This is a genomic window from Marinobacterium alkalitolerans (assembly GCF_017776525.1).
Lineage (GTDB): Bacteria > Pseudomonadota > Gammaproteobacteria > Pseudomonadales > Balneatricaceae > Marinobacterium > Marinobacterium alkalitolerans.
In genome coordinates this window covers 1-1,704 of the sequence record NZ_JACVEW010000048.1, presented here as the reverse complement: position 1 = coordinate 1,704, position 1,704 = coordinate 1, and the positions used below count along the sequence as shown (strand labels likewise).

General features: G+C 52.9%; 1 rRNA gene. It reads left to right on the top strand.

The window, feature by feature from the left end:
• Positions 1-1,704, top strand: a 23S ribosomal RNA gene (locus H9C73_RS15960); the annotation flags it as partial.

Here is a 1,704-nt window from a genome sequence, read left to right as displayed (position 1 = left end):
TAAGCGACTAAGCGTACACGGTGGATGCCCTGGCAGTCAGAGGCGATGAAGGACGTGCTAATCTGCGATAAGCGTCGGTAAGGTGATATGAACCGTTATAACCGGCGATTTCCGAATGGGGAAACCCAGTGTGTTTCGACACACTATCATTAACTGAATCCATAGGTTAATGAGGCGAACCGGGGGAACTGAAACATCTAAGTACCCCGAGGAAAAGAAATCAACCGAGATTCCCCCAGTAGCGGCGAGCGAACGGGGAGCAGCCCAGAGCCTGAATCAGTGTGTGTGTTAGTGGAAGCGTCTGGAAAGGCGCGCGATACAGGGTGACAGCCCCGTACACAAAAATGCACATATTGTGAGCTCGATGAGTAGGGCGGGACACGTGGTATCCTGTCTGAATATGGGGGGACCATCCTCCAAGGCTAAATACTCCTGACTGACCGATAGTGAACCAGTACCGTGAGGGAAAGGCGAAAAGAACCCCGGCGAGGGGAGTGAAAAAGAACCTGAAACCGTGTACGTACAAGCAGTGGGAGCCTCTTTTATGGGGTGACTGCGTACCTTTTGTATAATGGGTCAGCGACTTATATTCTGTAGCAAGGTTAACCGAATAGGGGAGCCGAAGGGAAACCGAGTCTTAACTGGGCGTTAAGTTGCAGGGTATAGACCCGAAACCCGGTGATCTAGCCATGGGCAGGTTGAAGGTTGGGTAACACTAACTGGAGGACCGAACCGACTAATGTTGAAAAATTAGCGGATGACTTGTGGCTGGGGGTGAAAGGCCAATCAAACCGGGAGATAGCTGGTTCTCCCCGAAAGCTATTTAGGTAGCGCCTCGTGAATTCATCTCCGGGGGTAGAGCACTGTTTCGGCAAGGGGGTCATCCCGACTTACCAACCCGATGCAAACTGCGAATACCGGAGAATGTTATCACGGGAGACACACGGCGGGTGCTAACGTCCGTCGTGAAGAGGGAAACAACCCAGACCGCCAGCTAAGGTCCCAAAGTCATGGTTAAGTGGGAAACGATGTGGGAAGGCCCAGACAGCCAGGATGTTGGCTTAGAAGCAGCCATCATTTAAAGAAAGCGTAATAGCTCACTGGTCGAGTCGGCCTGCGCGGAAGATGTAACGGGGCTAAACCATGCACCGAAGCTGCGGCAGCGACGCTTATGCGTTGTTGGGTAGGGGAGCGTTCTGTAAGCCTGTGAAGGTGTGCTGTGAGGCATGCTGGAGGTATCAGAAGTGCGAATGCTGACATAAGTAACGATAAAGCGGGTGAAAAGCCCGCTCGCCGGAAGACCAAGGGTTCCTGTCCAACGTTAATCGGGGCAGGGTGAGTCGACCCCTAAGGCGAGGCCGAAAGGCGTAGTCGATGGGAAACAGGTTAATATTCCTGTACTTGGTGTTACTGCGAAGGGGGGACGGAGAAGGCTATGTTGGCCGGGCGACGGTTGTCCCGGTTTAAGCGTGTAGGCTGGTTTTCCAGGCAAATCCGGAAAATCAAGGCTGAGGCGTGATGACGAGGCACTACGGTGCTGAAGCAACAAATGCCCTGCTTCCAGGAAAAGCCTCTAAGCATCAGGTAACATCAAATCGTACCCCAAACCGACACAGGTGGTCAGGTAGAGAATACCAAGGCGCTTGAGAGAACTCGGGTGAAGGAACTAGGCAAAATGGTGCCGTAACTTCGGGAGAAGGCACG